At 38.1% G+C, this 20,080-nt stretch carries 13 protein-coding genes; 7 read left to right on the forward strand and 6 right to left on the reverse strand.

Translation table 11 applies throughout. The features are described from left to right. Positions 1 to 344 (forward strand): hypothetical protein (locus tag HJC33_RS17215; protein ID WP_216366620.1); only part of this gene is annotated, 344 nt, incomplete at its 5' end. Positions 345 to 938: 594 nt separating this feature from the next. Next, the gene (locus HJC33_RS00125) at positions 939 to 2,315 is read left to right on the forward strand and encodes a tryptophanase (RefSeq protein ID WP_171656763.1); all 1,377 of its coding nucleotides are present in this window, start codon (positions 939 to 941) and stop codon (positions 2,313 to 2,315) included. Between the two features lie 70 nt (positions 2,316 to 2,385). Here the strand turns inward: HJC33_RS00125 and HJC33_RS00130 are convergent, their stop codons facing one another. The 6 genes from HJC33_RS00130 to HJC33_RS00155 all read right to left on the reverse strand — a co-directional run bounded on the left by HJC33_RS00130 (position 2,386) and on the right by HJC33_RS00155 (position 11,497). Next, positions 2,386 to 3,516 (reverse strand): TlpA disulfide reductase family protein, encoded by a 1,131-nt coding sequence (locus tag HJC33_RS00130; protein WP_171656764.1) that lies wholly within the window; start codon positions 3,514 to 3,516, stop codon positions 2,386 to 2,388. 40 nt (positions 3,517 to 3,556) lie between these two features. After that, on the reverse strand, positions 3,557 to 4,717 hold the full coding sequence (locus HJC33_RS00135; protein ID WP_171656765.1) for a TlpA disulfide reductase family protein: 1,161 nt from the start codon (positions 4,715 to 4,717) through the stop codon (positions 3,557 to 3,559). Between the two features lie 17 nt (positions 4,718 to 4,734). Next, positions 4,735 to 7,674, reverse strand: a complete 2,940-nt coding sequence (locus HJC33_RS00140; RefSeq protein WP_171656766.1) for a M16 family metallopeptidase — start codon at positions 7,672 to 7,674, stop codon at positions 4,735 to 4,737. Positions 7,675 to 7,702: 28 nt separating this feature from the next. Further along, positions 7,703 to 9,730: a protein-disulfide reductase DsbD family protein gene (locus tag HJC33_RS00145; protein ID WP_171656767.1), complete on the reverse strand. Its 2,028-nt coding sequence runs from the start codon at positions 9,728 to 9,730 to the stop codon at positions 7,703 to 7,705. A gap of 46 nt (positions 9,731 to 9,776) precedes the next feature. Continuing rightward, positions 9,777 to 10,886 carry a FecR family protein gene (locus tag HJC33_RS00150; protein WP_171656768.1) on the reverse strand — a complete coding sequence of 370 codons (1,110 nt, stop codon included), beginning with the start codon at positions 10,884 to 10,886 and terminating at the stop codon, positions 9,777 to 9,779. Positions 10,887 to 10,957: 71 nt separating this feature from the next. After that, positions 10,958 to 11,497, reverse strand: a complete 540-nt coding sequence (locus tag HJC33_RS00155; protein ID WP_171656769.1) for an RNA polymerase sigma factor — start codon at positions 11,495 to 11,497, stop codon at positions 10,958 to 10,960. 126 nt (positions 11,498 to 11,623) lie between these two features. Between HJC33_RS00155 and HJC33_RS00160 the strand changes: the two genes are divergently transcribed. The 5 genes from HJC33_RS00160 (at position 11,624) to HJC33_RS00180 (ending at position 19,768) form a co-directional block, all read left to right on the forward strand. Beyond that, positions 11,624 to 12,745 (forward strand): FecR family protein, encoded by a 1,122-nt coding sequence (locus HJC33_RS00160; RefSeq protein ID WP_171656770.1) that lies wholly within the window; start codon positions 11,624 to 11,626, stop codon positions 12,743 to 12,745. Between the two features lie 73 nt (positions 12,746 to 12,818). Continuing rightward, positions 12,819 to 16,472 (forward strand): SusC/RagA family TonB-linked outer membrane protein, encoded by a 3,654-nt coding sequence (locus tag HJC33_RS00165; RefSeq protein WP_171656771.1) that lies wholly within the window; start codon positions 12,819 to 12,821, stop codon positions 16,470 to 16,472. A 91-nt stretch (positions 16,473 to 16,563) separates the two neighbouring features. After that, positions 16,564 to 17,991 carry a RagB/SusD family nutrient uptake outer membrane protein gene (locus HJC33_RS00170; RefSeq protein ID WP_171656772.1) on the forward strand — a complete coding sequence of 476 codons (1,428 nt, stop codon included), beginning with the start codon at positions 16,564 to 16,566 and terminating at the stop codon, positions 17,989 to 17,991. Between the two features lie 11 nt (positions 17,992 to 18,002). Further along, the gene (locus HJC33_RS00175; RefSeq protein WP_171656773.1) at positions 18,003 to 19,154 is read left to right on the forward strand and encodes a hypothetical protein; all 1,152 of its coding nucleotides are present in this window, start codon (positions 18,003 to 18,005) and stop codon (positions 19,152 to 19,154) included. Positions 19,155 to 19,255: 101 nt separating this feature from the next. Further along, positions 19,256 to 19,768, forward strand: a complete 513-nt coding sequence (locus HJC33_RS00180; RefSeq protein ID WP_171656774.1) for an RNA polymerase sigma-70 factor — start codon at positions 19,256 to 19,258, stop codon at positions 19,766 to 19,768. The last annotated feature ends 312 nt before the right edge of the window (positions 19,769 to 20,080 follow it).

A 20,080-nucleotide genomic window follows, 5' to 3' on the forward strand; every position in this document is an offset into this window, starting at 1 on the left:
TAAATGACAGATTCCGCGCCAATTTTCATTTTCTCCTTGAGCCCTTTGTTCATGGGGCTTTGCGGAGCAAAAATGTTATCGTAGCACCGGCTTGCCGTGCTACCCTCTCGCTATTCCGTTTTCCCGCGCGGGCGGGAAAAACTCCATACCAATACCAATACCAAGGTATTGCCTTGTCGTGTTCTGTTGGGAAAACCAAGGATTTTAAGAACCTTGGAAGGTGGGTTTTGGGAAAAATGCAGCATTATTGGGGAAAGAATGGAAATCTTCAAAAAAGAAAAAGGGAACCGAAAATGACTCCCTATGTCTTTGTAAAAGGTGTGGGTCAAACATTGAAAACATAATCATAACTGTAAAGATTACGTTGTGGCAGGAATACACTACCTCTACCCTTTATTATAAAAATCAAATAGTTACATTTATTAGATTCAATTGGTAACCGAATAGGTAACTTATTTGATGAGAACTTTTGTTAGAATTTGCATCGGGGGGAAGTAACTACCACACAACAATGGATAAAAGAGATGATTTTGATTCACACGAAAAAAAGCTTCAAAAGCTCAGGAAAGAAATCGAAAAATGAGGGAAACAGCTAAAATGATTCCTGAATTGGAAAACGAAGAAAATCAACACTAGAACAAAATGTTGAATCATCAATTTGAATATAGCATAAGTAGTTTAGCATTCAAATAATTCATATTTTCGTTCCATATGGTTTACGCACCGCTTTTTTTAAATATTAAAGACAGAGATAGGTTTTTATAAACCCACTTTCCTATTTACGTACGGTTTCCTACCGTACCCAAACACATATTATGTATCAACTTGAATTTAAGTCGACCGAAAGGTGTGCCTAAACGGTTGTATTATTCTGTTTTTTGGCGGACTGGTTCAATTAGTATATGATAACATTTCTTAATTTTTTAAAAAGTGATTTTATGGAATTACCATTTGCAGAATCATATAAAATAAAGATGGTCGAGTCCATCTATAAAAGTACTCGTGAAGAAAGAACGGAGTGGTTAAAAAAAGCCAATTATAATTTATTCAACTTAAAAAGTAATCAAGTTTTTATTGATTTGCTAACAGACTCCGGCACAGGCGCCATGAGTGATATTCAGTGGAGTGAAATGATGAAGGGAGATGAAAGTTACGCTGGTTCAGCGTCGTTTTACAATTTAAAAAATGCCATTAAAACTATTTTTGGTTTTGACTATTTGCTGCCTACCCATCAAGGTCGTGCGGCAGAAAATGTGCTTTTTTCCGTTTTGGTAAAAGAAGGTGATGTTGTTCCTGGCAACTCTCATTTTGATACCACAAAGGGTCATATTGAATACCGAAAGGCCAAAGCTTTAGATTGCACCATAGATGATGCTTTTATCACCGAAAAAGAGCACCCGTTCAAAGGCAACGTCGATATCAAAAAACTGGAGCATGTTTTAAAAACGAATCCGAAGGAAAAAATCCCGCTGATTATTGTCACGATAACTTGTAACACATCTGGAGGGCAACCTGTTTCCATGCAGAACCTGAAGGATGTTAAAGCTATAGCGGACAAGTATGGTATTCCTGTTTGTTTTGATTCGGCACGTTTTGCAGAAAACGCCTATTTTATAAAGGAGCGTGACCCGAAATACAAAAACATTACAATCAAAGAGATTGTCAAAGAAATGTATTCATATGCAGACATGGCAACCATGAGCGCCAAAAAGGATGCTATTGTGAGTATGGGCGGTTTTTTAGCCATGCGTAATGAAGAAATCTATCAACAAGCATCTACCTTTAATATTATGTTCGAAGGTTTTTTGACCTATGGTGGACTTTCAGGTAGAGATATGAATGCCTTGGCACAGGGCTTATATGAAAGTACTGAGTACGATTATTTGGAAACAAGAATAAAACAGGTGGAATATTTGGGGCATCAGTTGGAAGCATATGGCATACCTTTTCAAAAACCAATAGGCGGTCATGCTATCTTTTTGGATGCGAAAAAGATTTTGAATGATGTTCCAAAAGAAGAATTCCAAGCACAAACATTGGGTTGTTTGTTGTATTTGGAAGCTGGGGTCAGAGGTGTAGAGGTAGGTACAATATTAGCGGACAGAGACCCTGTTTCCAAAGAAAACCGTTATCCTAAGTTAGAGTTTTTAAGGCTTGCCATTCCAAGAAGAACGTATACCAATAACCATATGGATGTTGTTGCCACGGCTATAAAAAATGTATATGACAAACGTCACGAAATTAAAACGGGCCTAATAATAGAAAAGGAAGCACCTATTATGCGACATTTTACGGTTGAATTAAGCAAGGCGTAAATTCAATCTCATTGTAAATAAGAACCCCAACCAATGTTGGGGTTCTTGTTTTATAACGTGAGTGGTTGGATTACAATACTTCTTCCAGTTTTTCCAGTAAATCTTCGCCACGAAGGGCTTTGGCTATTATCACCCCATTCTTGTCCAGTAAATAGTTCATGGGAATTGCAGAAACCCCATAAAGTTTGGCGGCCTCGTTGTCATTTTTTAAATCGGAAACATGAATCCAGGGCAGTCCATCCTCATCAATGGCTTTGGCCCAATCGTCTTTGCTCACGTCTAGTGAAACAGCATAGATTTCGAAGCCTTTGTCCTTGTATTTGGCATAGGCCTTTTTTACTGTTGAGTTTTCAGCTCTACATGGGCCGCACCAGCTGGCCCAAAAATCCAAAAAGACTACTTTACCCTGCAATTCGGATAAGGTAATCGGATTTCCTTCCAAATCATTTACGGTCAAATCCATTGCCTTGCTTCCTATACTGGTCTTTTTGGCAATTTCTAAAATCTCCTTGATTTTGGCACCTGTCACAGAAGATTTGATATTGTCACTAAGATTGTTGTATAAAGGTTCTAACTCGTTGACTACCGGATTGTATGAATACTCATCTAAAATGGCACTAGCTGCTACAAAGGAATCAGGATTTTCATTAATGTACTTCGCTGAAAGTTCTATTGATTTGTTTGTGAGCTCATCGATTTCCAACTCAATAAGTTTAGCTTCATCTTGATTTTCAGCGGTATCGAGCTTTTCGTATAGAGCCATCAGCTTGTCATCAAAAGGTTTGGCTGTGATGTTTTTAAAATTGACATATTCATCGTGTAATGGTGAACCTTTTATGGTGATGGGGTTCTGAGCACTAGTGTCTATATTCATGGTTATTTGGTTATTTTCCAAAAAGAAAGGTTCAGGATATCCATCTGTTCCTTTTATACCAATCAAAGCCACACTAGGATAACCAACAGCTCCTTTAAAGGTGAATTTGCCATCTAAAACAGTAATGGAATCATTACCCCAACCATTTTCTTTCTGATAGTTTAGGGATAATTGACCGTTGGTCATATTTTTGACCGTACCCTTAATAGTAAAGGAATTGGAAGGTTTCTTGGTAATTGCATCTTCCTTTTTAATTTCATGTTTGCAGGATCCTAGTGTGATAATAATCACACCAATCCATAAGGTTTTTAATAATTGATTTTTCATAATTGACTGTTTTTAATCGTATTTAGTGAAAGGGAGTTGTTTAAAAAAGTTCTTCCATTTTATTCAAAAGTTCTTCGCCACGTAAACCTTTTGCTATAATAGTACCATCCTTGTCCAATAAAAAGTTCATAGGTATCGAACTTATGCCATAAAGCTCGGCAGCTTTATTGTTCTTTTTGAGGTCAGAAACATGAATCCATGGTAATTCGTCATCTTTTATGGCCTTCAACCAAGAAGCTTTATCAACATCTAAAGAAACTGCGTAAACCTCAAAGCCTTTGTCTCTGAATTTTAAATATGCTTTTTTAACATATGGGTTCTCTTTTCTGCAAGGGTAGCACCAACTGGCCCAGAAATCAATAAAAACGTACTGCCCTTTTAAATCTGATAGTGTTTTTAAGTTGCCATTTGTATCGGTTATCTTTAAATCTATAGCTGGGGCACCAATACTAGATTTTTTTGCCACGGCTAGTTTTTCTTCAATCTGCTTGCCTAGAGGTGATGATTTAATGGTATTACCCATTGACCGATACAAACTATCCAATTTGAAAGCATCGGGGTTATAAGATAGTTTACCCATAAGTGCATCTGCCGAAACAAAAGAATTTGGATGTTCCATAATATGCAGAAAAGTTAAGCTATCCTGCTTTTTGAGAATGGCATTTATCTTTTTGTTGATGCTATTTTTCTCTGCTTCTGTTTTAGCAATGGCTTCAGCAGGAAATAGACTTACTAATGTATCTCTAAATTGAAGGTCTGTTTTGTAGAAATAATCAGCAAACTCCTTTTGCAAAAGGGAAGAATTTTTTACGGATAATCCTTCAAGCAGAGATGTATCCATTTCAATTTCAATTGTCTTATTTTCTAGGAAAAAGTTTCCATTTCCCCAATAATCATGGGCAAAATCAATTTCAGCTGGTTGCGGATAACCAACTGCTCCTTCAATAGTGAATTTACCGCCCTCTACAGAAATGGTATCATAGGCATATCCTTCTGATCTATTATACCCCAAGATTAAAGTGGTTGTATCGATATTCTTTAGTAAGCCATTAATGATAAAGGTTTTTTTATCTTCTTTGCTTAGCTCTTTTTTTGTTTTATCTTCTTTGCTTAGCTCTTTTTTTGTTTTATCGGCTTTGCAAGACGCAATAATGATGGCCAGCATGCTGGCCATCATTATTTTGGTTAATTTATATTTCATACGATTAGTATTTCTGATTAATACCCGAAAATTTCTTCCAAGCTCAATTCTTTTACCGTACCATACTGTTTTAAAGATGTCAAATCAATCTTCTTTTTAGAACCTACGATAACATAAGTAAAAGGTTGATTGGCATAGTGCTTTTGATGATATGCTTTCATGGCGTTAAAATCAATGGTATCATAATTGGTGTAGTTGATTTTTCTGGTATCACCCGTTACGCCCATTTTTTGATTTTGCAAGTAATTGGTAATGTAGTTACTACGCAATATTCTGCCGGTTTCAATATCATTTTTGGCTCCCTCTTTTACAATTTCAAAGCCTTCTTGGGATTCAGGCAGGTTAACATACAGCTCGTTCATAGAGGTTATGGCTTCATGAATTTTATCGGCCTGCGTGCCTATGTAAGACATGGTAATATTGTTTTTGTTCTTTTCACTTGGTGCCTGTACGAAGCTATATGCTGAATAGGCCAAAGCCTTAGCTTCACGGATTACCCTAAAGACTACGGCCCCCATACCCGCACCAAAATAGTTGTTGGTTAAATTGGCAATGGCCTGGTCTTCTATATTATACTTATCGGCATTGCGCACCCAAGTAATATCTGCTTGTAAAGCTTCGTAATCTGCAAAAAGAATTTGGTTCGTAGTGGTTGGTATTTGTTTAAAATCAACCAACTGTTGCTTTGCGGATAACCATGTTTTGGGCAATGTGTGCAATTGCTCTATTTTTTGTTGGATTGATTTTACATCTTCCGGACCGTAATATGTGATTTTATGCTCATAATTAGGCAATTGATGTAGTATGTCAACCAGTTCCTTACTGGTCAAGGCATCAATCTGTTCATCACTTAATTCATAATTAAACGGATTTTTATCGCCGTAGATAGCATGTGAAATCAGTCCTGAGGAAATGTTGTCCTTATTCAATTTTGCATCTTCCCGTTGCGTATGAATCATTTCCTTGAGACCTTCAAGAACATCTTCATCTGCCATAGATGCTGTAAGTAGATGCTCAAAGAGAGTGACGGCTTCATCAAAATTTTCTTGAAGTCCTGAAATGGTAATTACCGTTTCCTTGTTATCTACATTAACATTAAATTGACAAGCTAATTTGTAAAATTGTTGGGTAATGGCTTCGGCGGGCATTTTTTGGGTGCCCAAAAAACCGAGGTATTGTGAGGCAACACCCAGTTTTTTATCAGTCCATTTGCCAAACGGAAAATTATAGGTCAATGTAAACAAACTGTTGTCTTTGTTTTGCACATATAGCATATCTGCGATACCACATTTTTCTTTGGAGATTTCCTTATCGTAATCTACCCAAACCGGTTGCATATCTTCAAAACTATTGGCCATGATGTTTTCAACATAGGTAGAGGTTTTGTCTGCATTAATTTCAATGGGTGTTATCTCTGGTTTTATAACCTTGGGGCGGTTTTCATCTTCACCTTCCCGTTTGTAGACCACTACATAATTGGTGTCGGTAAAAAACCTATTAGCAAAAGCCACAAGTTCTTCTTTGGTCACGGCGGCCATCTTATCCAACAAGGCCACATCCATATCCCATTTTTTGCCTTCATGTTTTATAAAGGCTTCTGTTAATGTTTGTATTTGGGCGTCTTTATGGATTTGAGCTTTCTCTTGTTGTAATTTTTTATTGGCCACAATGGCTTTAATCAATGAAGCGTCAAAATCTCCATTTTTAAGTGCCGTTATTTGTTGTAGCAACAGGTCTTTGGCCTCATTTAGGGTCTGTCCTTCTTGCGGATATGCTGTCATCTGAAATACCGAATAATCTATATAAGGCGATACATAAGCATTTGCATCGAGTACTTGCTGTTCCATCAATAAATTAATATCAATAATACCCGCCGAACCGTTTGAAAGTACTGAAGCTGCTAAATCGGCCATTTGCGCTTCTTTTGTATAAGCACCGGTAGCTCTATAGTATATATTAACATGTGCTGGCGTTGGAGTCAGTACTTCGCGCTCTATTGGACCGTTAATAGGTGCTTCTTTTGGACCAATGTATTTATTTTTGGTTTTTGGTCGCATGTAGGCAAAGGCCTTATCTACTTTCACAATGGCCTCATCTGCATTAAAATCACCGACCATAATGATACCCATATTGTTAGGAATGTAGTTTTCATTATAGTACTTTTCAATGGCTCTTAAGGATGGATTTCTGAGGTGTTCTATAGTGCCAATTGTGGTTTGTTGCCCATAGTTGTGCGTGGGGAACAAGGCATCCATAGCTGGTTCGTTTACAGCAAAAAAATCATTAAGGAACGATTTGTTTTTTTCTTCGTACACCGTTTCCAACTCGGTATGGAACAAACGTAATACAGGTGATTTAAAACGCTCTGCTTGTATTTCCAAAAACACATCAAGGGTGTTGGCTGGAATTTCTTCGGTATAAACAGTTTGTTCCATCCATGTCCAGGCATTGGTACCCTGTGAACCAATAAAAGCCATCAATTTGTCATATTCATTGGCAATGGAATATTTAGAAGCCTCTCCCGAAACAGCATCTATTTGTTTGTATATTTCTTTGCGTTTTGCTTCATCGGTTTCCGAATTATATACTTCATATAAATCCTTGATTTTTTCTATGAGCCCTTTTTCTTTTTCCCAATCATAACTACCAATGTTCTGGGTACCTTTAAATAGCATGTGTTCTAAATAATGTGCTAAACCTGTATGCGCTCTCGGGTCGTTGGTACTCCCGGTACGCACTGGAATATTAACGGATATTCTGGGCTTTTTATGGTTTTCGGCCAGAATTACGGTCAACCCATTTTTAAGGGTATAAAAGCGTGTCTTTATAGGGTCGTTCGTAACATAGTTGTAGGTGTACCCGTTTTTTGTTGCTGTTTTCCACTCATGTTTCTTTTGTGCGGATAGGTAGGTAGCGGTTAAGACCAATACCCATAAAGCCAAAAACTTTTTCTTCATTTTGCTTGTCATTTGTTGTTCGTGTATATTATTTATCATTTATTGCTTCTTTCAACCAATTACCATAGGTGTCCGATTCTGGGGTATACCCAACAGGGGTGTTTAAAACCTGTAGGCTCTCTGAATCAAGAAGTACATAGTAAGGTTGGGAATTGGTGTTAAAAAACTGGGTCTGAAAATGTGCCCATTTATGCCCATAGTTTTTAAGGGTTCGTGTACCGCCATTGGCCAATTTAACTTGCACCTGCTCATCTTTAGGCAATTCCTTTTTGTCGTCCACATATAGAGAAATAAGTACATACTCGTTTCTTATGAGTTTATCGATTTCTTTTTCTGACCAAACATGTTCTTCCATTTTTCTACAGTTCACACAGGCATAGCCCGTAAAGTCTAACAAAATGGGTTTATCTTCCTTTTTGGCTTGCGCCAGACCCGATTTCAAATCTTTGTAACAACTTAGATTATTGGGGCATTTGTTAGGATGTAGAAAGCTGTACCCTACTGGTGGGGCCAGACCGCTTAAGAGTTTTAAAGGTCTGTACATTTTTGTATCCGGGTTAATCCGGAATCCGCTTACTAAGTAGACCACAAAGGCCGCAACTACCAGTCCGCCTAGAATTCTCAAGGGTGCCAGTTTTTTTAAAGGGGAATCATGTGGGAACCTGATTTTTCCCAGAAGGTAGAGTGCTAATCCAATAAAAACAATAATCCAAATGATTAGGAAAGGTTCTATTTTCAAGATTCCCCAATGTTGTACCAAATCGGCATTTGACAAAAACTTAAAGGCCAATGCCAATTCCAAAAATCCGAGAATGACCTTTGTAGTATTTAACCATCCACCGGATTTAGGCAGTGCATTCATCATATTGGGGAACATGGCAAACAGGGCAAAGGGCAAACCCAATGCCAGACCAAAACCGCCCATTCCGGCAGTTAACTGCCAAGCGCCTCCACTAGAGGACAAAGACCCTGCCAATAGCGACCCTAAAATGGGACCGGTACAGGAAAACGAAACCAGGGCCAAGGTCAACGCCATAAAAAAGATGCCCAAAAAACCTCCGATATTTTCATTGCTTGTTGTCTTTGATGTCCAACTCGATGGAAGCGTAATCTCATAATACCCGAAGAAGGAAAAAGCAAAGAATAGAAATATGATAAAAAAGATGAGGTTTAACCAAACATTGGTCGATATCTCGTTTAAAATATCCGGATTAACAGAATCCAATAAATGAAACGGTACACTTAGAATAAGGTATACCAGCAGTATAAAAAAACCATACAACAGGGCCTTAAAAAACCCGCCCTTTGAATCAGTGCCGCCCTGTTTGGTAAAGAAGCTTACCGTTAGCGGAATCATAGGAAAAACGCATGGCGTTAAAAGTGCGAGCAATCCCCCTAAAAAACCAAGACCGAATATCCCTAAAAAGGAGCCACTGTTTTCTTCATTTTGTACAGGGCCGCTCAATACGTTTTTCGATGCCTTTGCATTGTATGCGGTAAGTTCTTCGGTGGAAAAACCGTAAAGTTGAATGTTAGTGGATGCATTGTCAATATCACTGATTACTTGGTCTTGTGCCTCGGTGGTTACCACTGACTTTTTTGTTAGGGCAAAAGTCAATTCTTTGGCTGTGGGCGGCAAGCACCGTGTATCATCGCAGACCATATATTCAACGGTGGCCGTCACCTTGTCCAATGCGGCGGTTGCTGTAATAATTTGGGTGAAAACAGCCTTTTTTTCAAAAAATTTGATGCGCATTTTAAATATAGGGTCGTTGATCGTCTTCCCCTTTTCTTCCTTAACATGCTCTACTAGTTTGTATGCGGCATCATCGTCAAAAACAAAGGAGGTGGCTATTGGTCCGTCTTTGGGAACATCTTGGGAATACAAGTGCCAACCCCTGTCTATTTTGGCTGTTATTTTTAGCTCATACTGGTCTTCTGATAGTTTTTCAACTGCCGTATTCCATTTTACGGGATCTAGGATTTGGGCAAAACCGGAGTTCCAAAGCCCTAGAAGTAGGATGAAGGGTATAAGGGAATGTCTTTGTATTTTCATTGTATGCTGGATTAGAGCCATTGGTTTCATTTCAATTCAATTCAATTTATTTTATGGTAATGGCTCCCTCGCCATTTACGGTATATTCAAAACCTGCTTCGACTTGAAAGGCGTTCATGACCTCCGAAATGGTCTCATGTTCAAATTTTGCAGTGAAAACCTGTTTGCTTAAATTTTCATTGGTATTGGTGATGGTAACACCATATTTTCGTTCGAGGGTTTTTATGATGGTGTTGAACCCTACCTTGGTAAAATTGAGTCTGCCGGAAAGCCATGCCAGATGTTTCTCTAAATCAACGTTTGATTTTAGGAGTTTTTCATCGGCTCCGTCAATTGCAACCATTTGGTTGGGCGCTAAAATCAGGGTGTCGTTTCTGTTTTTGGATAAGGCCATGATTACCCCCTCGGCCAATACCGCTTTTGTTGGGTTTTCTATATAAGTACTTACCGAAAACTGTGTTCCCAAAACAACAACATCCATATTCTTGGTACTTACCATAAAAGGGGTGCCGTTGTTTTTTGCAACATCAAAATAGGCTTGTCCTTCCAATGTTACACTTCGTTCGGTTGTGCCGTTGTGGTTTATTCCATATTTGAGGGTTGTACCTGAATCACAGGTGATTTTTGTGCCATCTGACAATTCTAAAACGAAGGTTTTACCAAAAGGTACTTTTAGGGTATGGTACCCGTGTTGGTGTTCTTTTGGATTTGTTGTTTGAAAATAGTTGAGTTTGTCAACACTTCCTCTGGCAATGGCATTGCCGGCCTCATCATATATAATATTTGGTTCTGAGGTCAGAATGGTCGAAGAGGTATTGCCCATACTAAGTACGACCCTATCGTTATGAACCTTAATTTCTTCTTGAGGAAACAAAAGTAGATTGAGCAAATAGCCACCCGTAATGGTGAGCAAAAAGATAGCTGCATATTTCAAGACCTGATTTAGATGCAGCACCCTCGGTTGTGAATCGATCTTTTTTGAAAGTTTATGGAACGCTTCGGAAGAATTTAGTTTTTCAAATTCGACCAAATCATTGACCAAACCATCTTTTTCCCATTGCTCGACCAAGTTGTCCAACTCCTTATCGAGTAACCTGTTGGTCGGCTCATTTTCAGGAAACCATTTTTTAAAAAAACTGGATCGGGGTGTATTCACCTAGTTTCAATTTTGTTGTTTTAGATAAAACAACTGAAAATTGAAAAGGTATTATAGAGGTACTGACTTTTTTAATTATTTTTTGAAACCGCCTTGCGTATTGTGCTCATAGCCTTGCGTATTTGGCTTTCCACTGTCCTTTCAGAGATATTTCGCATCTGTGCGATTTCCTTGTACTTAAAATTCTGAAACTTGTTAAGTATAAAAATCTCTTTTCTTTTTTGGGGCAACTGATTTATTATGTTACGAAGTCGAGACAATTTCGTTTCTTTTTCCTCATTATCAGTAGCTTCAAACTCAATGGTAGCCTCTATTCGAAGTTCCCGTAGTAAGGCGTATCTTCTTTTATCTTTTCTGTAAAAGTCCAAATAGGCATTATGGGCCGTTCTGTACAAAAAAGCATTCAACGAACTATATATTTTTAGATCGGCCCTATTCACCCATAGTTTCAAAAGCACATCTTGTACGATGTCCTCTGCCCTTTTTCCGTCTTCGTCAAGGGAATATATATAGGTGCATAATTTATTGTAATAAGCCCTGTACAAAACGGCATAGGCAGTTTTATCACCTTTTTTAATCGCGTTGATAAGTTTTTCATCATTCTCGTACATAGGCATCATTTGTATTGACTTTTTTCAAAAAAAATCAACAAAATCAGCTAAATATATAAAAAAATTAACAATAGGGTAAGGGTTTTTTAACAGCAATGCGTCCTACGTAAAAATAATGATAGCGTAATGTCGATTCCTGAATTATTGGGTTTAATAAATAAATATCTTAAAAAAAACATTTCAGAAGAAGAGATGGATGTTTTGGAGGAACTTCTAAAAAAGGAAGGGAATGCAGAGGTCTTCAAAGAGATGGTCAAAGAAGATTATCTGTTAAAATCCACCAATCGGGAATTTGATACCCATAGTGCACTTCACAAGACCTTTGTCAAAATAGACAGTTTACCGAAGGAAAACAGGATAACCATAAATCACATTTATAAATGGGCGGCGGTTTTGGCCATTCCCCTTGGATTATTTTTTATATGGAAGATGTCCAGTACGGAAAAAGTGGCCCCTGCTGATGAGAATAGGGTAAGAATTGTTTTTAGCGACGGAAGTCATAAAGAACTTATTTACAGTATAAAAGATAGTCTGCTCGAAAAAAACCAAGAAGTAGTGGGTACTGTTGAGAACGGTGTGGTCAGTTATGAAAACGCCAAGGAATCAATGGCGATCAATACCTTGGAAGTACCATACGGAAAGCATTTTCAGTTACTATTGTCCGATGGCACCCGAATACACCTCAATTCGGGCAGTAGTTTAACATATCCGGTTTCGTTTGCCGGAAAAGAAAATCGCACCGTTTCGTTAGAAGGGGAAGCTTTTTTTGAGGTGTCGAAAGATGCAAAAAGGCCCTTTACCGTCAATACGGCAGAACTTGATATAGAAGTTTTAGGAACCGAGTTCAATGTTAGTGCCTATCGGGAAGATAACCAAGTGTATACCACCTTACGTGAAGGTTCGGTAAAAGTGAATAATTCCAATGGGGAATTTTTGCTCGAACCCAATGATCAAACGGTTTGGGACAAAGCGTCCCAAACTATGGAAAAAAGAGTGGTGGACGTATCACGGTTTACCGCATGGATGGATGATGAGATTGTGTTCACCAGTACATCGTTCGACGAAATATTGAAAATATTGGAAAGACATCACGATATCAAAATAATCAACACATTGCCCGATATAAGCAATGAGCGATTTACGGCACGTTTCGATAAAGAAAGCATCGACCAAATTATGAACTATTTCAGTAAAAGCTACGGATTTAATTACATCGCCAATGAAGACATTATAATAATTGAAAAATAAAATCGGAAGCATGCGGCAACATGCTCCCGATACCAAGTAAAGTAATAATTAACCTTAAAAAGCAACCTAAATTATGAAAAAAAAGTGCACGGATGCATTATTGAATGTATCCCATATGCTCAAACCTAGTCTGAAAATGAGAATTACATATACTCTTCTATTGGCGGTAATGCTTCAATTGCATGCCGAAGTATATTCCCAGAAGGCCGTTTTGAGTCTCGACATGGAAAATCAAACGTTGGGCAGTGTCTTTAATAAAATTGAAGAACTTTCCGGGTTTAATTTTTTATATAACAACAAGTATATAAATCTTGAGAGAAAGGTTTCAGTGATAGCCGAAAAGCAGCATATTGGAAGAATATTGTACGGTTTGTTCAAGGACACGAATGTGGACTTTTTGGTTTTGGACAAACAGATTATCTTAAAGTTGAAGAAAGACATTGAAACCAATAAAGATAACGAGCAAAAGAAAGATATTGTTCAAGATGAAGTGCAACAACAAATTACAGGAGTTGTTATCGACAATAATGGAATTCCATTAGGCGGGGTCAGCATTCTTGTTAAAGGAACTCAACGGGGCGTTACGACCGATTTTGATGGAAACTTCGAAATAGATGCAGCTCAAGGAGATACATTGGTGTTCAGTTATATTGGTTTTTTGACACTAGAAGTGATAGTGGGCGAGGAACCTGAGTATATAATCGAGATGATTCCTACCTCATTGGAGCTTCAAGGAGTCGAATTGGTAAGTACAGGATACCAAAAGCTCCCAAAAGACAGGGCAACCGGTTCTTTTGGAAACCTAAACCAAAATCTGTTGGACAAAAAGGCAGCTCCCAACGCTTTGGATAAACTGAGGGGTGAGGTCACTGGGGTACAGTTTAATCCCAACGATGAAGAAAATCCCATTATTATCAGGGGCTTGAGTACGATCAATTCAAACAAAAACCCTTTGATTGTCGTCGATGGTTTTCCAATTCAAGGAGGTTTAAACACTATTAATCCAAATGATGTGGCCAGTATTTCGGTATTGAAAGATGCAGCAGCAGCATCTATATGGGGTATTCGGGCCACTAATGGGGTAATTGTAGTGATTACCAAAAAAGCGAACACCTCTAACAAACCGCGTATAGATATTTCGGTGAATTCCTTTTATTCCCCTCGACCCAATTTGAAAAAGAACAATTTAGCTTCTACTTCCACACAAATCGATTACGCAAAAGCGTATAATGACAACGGTTTGACTTTTACATCAGATGCCTTTCAGCCTGGCGCTGAATTCATTAATGGATCCAATATGGCAGAATTGACCCCGATTAATAAGATATTATCGGCATATGGCAATGGAGAGATTACCGAAGCTCAAGCAAATTCGAAAATCGAGGCTCTTAAATCCATTGATGTGCGCGATGAATATAGTCAATTGATTTTAAGGCCCCAATTAAGAACACAGTACAATATGGTAATTTCCGGGGGTGGCGAAAAGAACGATTATAGGGCCTCCATTCTCTATAATAGAAATGAGGGGCATTATATTACCGAAAAATCGAATCAGATATTAACAAACGTAAACCTCAATATCGAGTTGCATAAAAAGTTGCATTTACGAACCAATGTGAACGCTTCTTTCGGTAAAGACCATTTGCTTCCCGTCGATATCGATTTGAGCAGTTCAATAAATGCTGCATTGGGACAACGACATATTGAAATGAAGGATTTTATAACCGGTTATCCATTTAGCGGAAATATATTGAAGGAAGACAGAAGTTATGATGCCATGATAGGTGGATCTGGAACCATAGCTTCTGAATTTCTTGAAGCAAAGGGGTTTGAACCCTTTACCTATAACATTATGCAAGAGTTCGATAACAATAACAATACCTATAAGGATGTGGATTTAAGGTTGCAAACCGCCTTAACATACAACATAACGGAAGGTTTGAGTTTAGAAGGCCTTTATCAGTTGGAGTCTACATGGGGAAGGGGGGAGAATATTCTGAACCGTAACCGCTATTGGACCCGGGCCGCATACAATTATTTTGCCCGGACCACATCCGTATATGACCCAACCAATTTGACCATTACGGAAGAACCGATAAAAAAGGGAAGTACAGCCTATTTTTCGGAAACAAATCTTACCGCGCACACTTTTAGAACGCAGCTGAATTTTGACAGGTCGTATAATGATGGGCTTCATCAAATAAATGCGTTGGCAGGGTATGAGGTAAGAAAGACCATAAGCGAACAAAGAGGTGCCGTACGTTATGGATTTAACGAACAGGCCCAGACGTATGTCAACCCAGATTTCTCTACACAATTTGATTTTCCCTTGTATTTTCAAGGGTTTACAGAACCAATACCCGATCCAACCGAATATGCCTTTGTCGAAAATCGATTCCTTTCATACTTTGCAAATGCAGCGTATACCTATGCCAATAAATATACACTTACTGCAAGTACCCGAATGGATGATACCAATCTCTTCGGTCAATCAGATGAGTATAGAAACGTGCCCCTATATTCGGCTGGTTTAAAATGGAATATACACAATGAAGGTTTTTTTAATTCGGAATCTATAGATAAATTAAGCATTAGGGCTACTTATGGCACCAATGGTAATGTGAACTTGGAAACCAGCCCTTTCCTTCAGTTGGGACTTGGTAATTCTACGAGTCCGAATTTCTCGAATATCCCCTATGGTTATGTTAATACAGTGCCCAACCCAACATTACGCCTGGAAAAGACCAGAACCATTAATTTAGGATTGGATTTTAGCTTGTTCAACGGTACCATTTCTTCCACAATTGAATACTATAGAAAAAACAGTGAAGATTTATTGGTAGATCAGTTGTTGAATTCTACCGTTGGCGTATCAGAATCGTTATTGAACATCGGGGCGCTTAAAAATGAAGGGGTCGATGTAGACTTAAATGTAAACCTGTTCAGGAATAATGCTTTTAAGTACTCGACCAGATTTAATTTTAGTTATAACAGCAATAAGGTAACCGATCTTGATAATGATACGGGTACCAATTTGGAAGGACTTGTTCTTGGTCAGGTTGCCATATTGGGCAAACCTTTGCAAACGATTCATAGCTATAATTACGCAGGTCTAGATAGTAGAGGCTATGCACAGTTCTTCGACGAGAACAATAATATTTTGGATTACAATACTGCGGTAGAAAGCTCAGAGGCCCTTATTAGCGAGGGTACACTGATTGCTCCTTATTACGGGTCGTGGATGAATAACTTTGCTTATAAAGGCTTTGCCTTACGAACATTGTTTTCTTTTCAGGCAGGTCATGTGTTCCGATTTTCCGATGTGTATAACCCTGGTTCTTTTAATGGGAGTAATACATTTAAGGATTTTGATAAACGATGGCAAAAACCGGGTGATGAGAACTTTACCGATACTCCTGCATTGATTACCACTTTTAATGATAAGTTCTCACCAGCTTACTATGATTACACCAGTAATGGTACTTCTCAATATTTAAGCTCGGATAAGTTTGTAGACGATGCTTCCAACATCATCTTACAAGAAATTATTTTGAGCTACCAATTCGATAGGAATTTAAAATCAAGGTTAGGGGTAGATGATTTAAGTATCTCACTACAAGGCAATAACCTAAAGGTATGGAATTTTAATAAATGGGATGTTGACCCCAATAACACTTTAATTCCAATGATCCCTATGTGTTCCTTGGGTATTAGAACATCATTTTAGGCATGTTCGCAACAAGGATAAAAAACAAAAACAACTCTTACCAACCAAAAAGGGTTGGGTATCAAAGTATTTAAAAATTTAAGTCATTCATATGAAAACCAAGATTTTAATAATAACCATAGGATTAATGGCCCTGGTCGGATGCACAAGGGAAAATTACCTCGATTTTCAACAAAAAGGAACTATAATTCCATCTACATTAGACGATTACAGATTGATGTTGGATCAAGTGGAAACAAATGAAAAGAGTAATGGATTTGTAGGGTCGCAATACGAATCGTTCTTTTTAAACGATGATATAAGTTTTACTAGGGATATTGCAATTAGCATGGGCTTTGAAAATAATTCTTTAGCAGCATATACCTTTCAAGATGCGTTTTATTTAGTGACCCAAGAAGATACGGATTGGAGCAATTACTACAACCAGATTTATACTTCGAACATCATTTTACAAGGCTTGGATAATGTAGATGCCTCAGAAAATGAAAAAAATGAACTTAAAGCTGAGGCAAGATTACACAGGGCGTTCGCCTATTTTAATTTGGTGAATTTATATAGTGTTCATTATAATGCAACCACCGCTGATACAGATTTGGGGGTACCGATTCGGGAAGGGGTAGAACTTGAGGGGGTCGATTTGACTCGGGCATCTGTTAAAACTGTTTATGACTACATTATTGAAGACATTACCACCAGTATTGATTATTTACCCAATGCCAACACCATAGGATTACGTTTTAGACCTTCTAAGGCTGGTGCATTGAGCCTTTTGGCAAAAGTTTACCTGTACCAGGCCGAATATGACAAAGCTCTGGAACAGGCCGACGATGCACTTGAACTGTATAATACCATTAGGGATATGAATACCGATATCGATGTAGACGATGATGTTTTTGGAGGCTTACTTTACCCATTTGGCAGTGAAGATGATGAAGTAATTTGGTATAAAGAAACTGCTGGTCCGGAGAGTAACTTTACCATTATTGTTGAAAATAGCCTTATCACTGATTTGTATGAAGCTGAAGACTTGCGTTCACGTTCTTTCGAATCCATGGAAATATTAATCGATACAGATGAAATAGAAGAAAGAGTGGATTATTCCTTCTATACTCGATCATTCGGTAGAATGATCCATGTGGGGATCAATACTCCGGATTTATTGTTGATAAAGGCAGAGTGCGAGGCAAGGTTGGGCAATATTTCCGAGGCGAACACTACACTGAATAATTTACGCTCAATGCGATATGAGACAGGAACCTATACTAATGTTAACATTACCAATCAAAACGAGCTTTTGACTTTTGTTAAAGCTGAACGCAGACGCGAACTATTGGGGCAACCGGAACGACTGTTCGATTTAAAGAGATACAATCGTTTTGACAACGACAATATCACTTTGGAACACGAATACGATGGTGTTACGTACACTTTAGAACCCAATAGCCTTAACTGGGCTTACCCGATTGCTCAGAAGTATATTCTATTAAATCCGGAAATCGAACAAAACCCAAGGGACTAAAACAAAACATTATGAAAAGAAATAAGACATATATAACAAAGGTATTGTTTATGGCAGTCCTTCTATTGAACTGGGGCTGTGACGATAAAGACCAGTTTGAACTGGTTAATGACTCTAAACCATTGGTGGTCCAAACTAGCGATTTTAACTTGACAATTGAAGAAGGGGAAGTTATTATAGGCGATACTCTTGGTATCGTACAAGGTACCTCAAACAAGGGAACTGTTAGTTTTGAGTTCGCTTCGCAAACCCCTGAGAATTCCATGCGTTTAGACGCAGTTACCGGTGTGCTAACCGTAGCCGATGAATCACTCTTTATTGCAGAAACCCAAGTACAAGGCACGGTAACGGTCTCAAAAGATAATGTTGCTGAAAACATGAATATTACAATAACCGTAGAAGAGGCGACCACGGCATGTCCAAGCCCAATATTCAATGTATTTACTTGGACGGGCAATTTAAATTCTGAAGATGTTGGATTCGGTACGAGTCCAGCGGTAGGATTGCCATCCCCTTCTTGCGATCAACTAATAATTCAAGGGGATATTTTGGGTTATGGATGTGAACTGGTACCAGAAATCGTATTGACGTTTACACCTGATAGCGAAGGAGCTACAACAGGAACTGTCAATGGCACCCAACAATCTTGGGAATGCTTTGAGGGAGAGAATTTTGCCTTGGATTTTCCATTTGATGGAACTTATAATGAAACAACAGGAGTAATTCAGATAGGTTATGAGTTTTATTTTGAAGGAGAATTCTCTTTTGATGGGCAATTAATCATTACGCCAAATTGTGAATCTACTGTTGACACGAGCATTTGGTCAGGAAATTTAAATGCTGAAGATGTGGGGTTCAGTACAAGTCAGGCAGAAGGAGTGGCCAGTTGCGGAAAACTTTTGATTAAAGGAGATGTGCTTGGTTATGGTTGCGAAAATATGCCAGAATTTGAAATAACTTTAAACCCGTCAAGTGATGAAGCAACATCAGGTACGGTATCTGGTGGTCAACAAACTTGGAACTGCTTTGAAGGAGAAAACTTCGAACTTTTAATTCTTGGAGGAACCTATGATGAAATCTCTGGAGAGATAGCAGTGGATTATGAATTTTACGCTGAGGGTGAATTCTCTTTTGATGGACAATTATTGGTGTCACCCGAGTAAATATTTAGGGTATAATAGAGGGTTTCCAATCTAAAGGTATTTTAAGAGAAGAAACCCTTTTCTTTCACTTGTCTTCTAAATTCACATAATTACTTTAGTAATTGACCGGTCAAATCTCTATCGATAATAAAATAGTACTTAGTTCTATTTTTGATAAATACTATAAACTTTTGGTTGTATTTGCAACGCGGTTTATGGTTTCTATTGATGATAGTGAAGATTTGGTGCAAGAGGTGTTTTTGAATCTTTGGAAAGATAAAGGTTCATTTCATAATGAAAATGGTCTTCGCTCTTTCCTTTATACCGCGGTAAAGAACAAATGTCTTAACCATATAAAACACCAAAAAATTAAAAAAAACCATTCCGAAAAACTATTGGCAGAAGCAGAAAACTCAACCCATCTTGACGAATTAAAGCATAATCTGGAGGTGTCATATACCTTGCATAAGGCAGTTCATTTGTTGCCTGAGCGTAAAAAGCAAGTAATAGTGTATATGATTAATGGGTTGCGAAATCAAGAAATTGCGGATCGAATGCAGATAAAATTGCAAACGGTTAAAACGCTAAAGTCGCAGGCGTATGGCGAACTCAGAAGAATTTTGAACGAAACATAGATCGATTTTAAAAAGTTCTAAATTGAGGTGCACGAGGTTTTCTTTCGGGTATTCCTTAAGTCGGAAAAGTTTTTTTTAGATTTCGAATCAAATAAATGACATTACGAGAGTGTATTATTTTAATTAAACCGAAAAGGAGAAAAAATGGAGCACTATTTTGAGCCATTCAGAAAGAATATCATTGGTAATGAAGCTACTTTTGTAACGCAACATGGCGAACAAAAACTTCTTTATACCGATTGGGTGGCAAGCGGAAGGCTATACCGCCCTATTGAAGATACCATTACAAAGACCATAGGCCCTATGGTGGCC

This window comes from Flagellimonas amphidinii, from assembly GCF_013090115.1.
GTDB lineage: Bacteria > Bacteroidota > Bacteroidia > Flavobacteriales > Flavobacteriaceae > Flagellimonas > Flagellimonas amphidinii.

What these genes read in the sequence shown, in the direction of transcription:
- HJC33_RS00125 (WP_171656763.1), top strand. Translation starts at nt 939, where the DNA reads ATGGAATTACCATTTGCAGAATCATATAAAATAAAGATGGTCGAGTCC.
- HJC33_RS00130 (WP_171656764.1), bottom strand. Translation starts at nt 3,516, where the DNA reads ATGAAAAATCAATTATTAAAAACCTTATGGATTGGTGTGATTATTATC.
- HJC33_RS00135 (WP_171656765.1), bottom strand. Translation starts at nt 4,717, where the DNA reads ATGAAATATAAATTAACCAAAATAATGATGGCCAGCATGCTGGCCATC.
- HJC33_RS00140 (WP_171656766.1), bottom strand. Translation starts at nt 7,674, where the DNA reads ATGAAGAAAAAGTTTTTGGCTTTATGGGTATTGGTCTTAACCGCTACC.
- HJC33_RS00145 (WP_171656767.1), bottom strand. Translation starts at nt 9,730, where the DNA reads ATGAAAATACAAAGACATTCCCTTATACCCTTCATCCTACTTCTAGGG.
- HJC33_RS00155 (WP_171656769.1), bottom strand. Translation starts at nt 11,497, where the DNA reads ATGTACGAGAATGATGAAAAACTTATCAACGCGATTAAAAAAGGTGAT.
- HJC33_RS00160 (WP_171656770.1), top strand. Translation starts at nt 11,624, where the DNA reads ATGTCGATTCCTGAATTATTGGGTTTAATAAATAAATATCTTAAAAAA.
- HJC33_RS00165 (WP_171656771.1), top strand. Translation starts at nt 12,819, where the DNA reads ATGAAAAAAAAGTGCACGGATGCATTATTGAATGTATCCCATATGCTC.
- HJC33_RS00170 (WP_171656772.1), top strand. Translation starts at nt 16,564, where the DNA reads ATGAAAACCAAGATTTTAATAATAACCATAGGATTAATGGCCCTGGTC.
- HJC33_RS00175 (WP_171656773.1), top strand. Translation starts at nt 18,003, where the DNA reads ATGAAAAGAAATAAGACATATATAACAAAGGTATTGTTTATGGCAGTC.